General features: G+C 72.3%; 1 pseudogene. It reads left to right on the top strand.

Annotated features, from left to right (window positions below):
- Window positions 1-42: 42 nt before the first annotated feature.
- Window positions 43-614 (top strand): annotated as a pseudogene (locus tag KDK95_RS34900) (hypothetical protein); the annotation flags it as partial.

Genomic DNA, 614 nt, shown 5'->3' with positions numbered 1-614 from the left:
GCACCCACCCCGCGCGCCGCCAAGCCCGCCGATCCAGACTCCGTGCTCGCGGACCTCGACGCCTTCGCCCAGGGCACCGCCGACGCACTCAGCGGCCTGCAGCACCCGGGACAGCCCCAGCCCGCGCAGCAGCAGCCGTCCGCGCAGTCGCAGCAGCAGTCGCGGCAGCCGTGGCAGTCACAGGCACCGCAGTCGGATCTACCGCAGCTGAAGGTTGCCCAGCAGCAGGCACAGTCGCCCCAATCACAGCAGCAGCCGTGGCAGTCACAGGCACCGCAGCCCGAACCGGCACGGCAATCACCCGCGCAACCGCAGCAGCCGTCGCAGGCGCAGCCGTGGCAATCGCAGTCACCGCAGCAGGAAGCACCGCAGCCGCAGCCGTCGTGGCAATCGCAGTCGGGGCAGCTGTATCAGCCGGAAACGCCGCAGTCGCACCAGCCGGAACCGCCGCAGCCGTCGCCGTCGTCGTACCAGGCTCAGCAGTTCCAGCCGACGCCCGCTCAGCAGCCGCAGCAGCAGCGCCCCCAGTTGCCGCAGCGTCAACCGCACCAGTCGCGGACTCAGGCCGAGCCTCAGCAGGCCGCGCAGCCGCCCCAGCAGCCGCCGTTCCAGCC

It is taken from the genome of Actinospica acidithermotolerans (assembly GCF_018139625.1).
Classification (GTDB): Bacteria; Actinomycetota; Actinomycetes; order Streptomycetales; family Catenulisporaceae; genus Actinospica; species Actinospica acidithermotolerans.
This window is presented reverse-complemented; position numbering and strand designations above follow the sequence as displayed.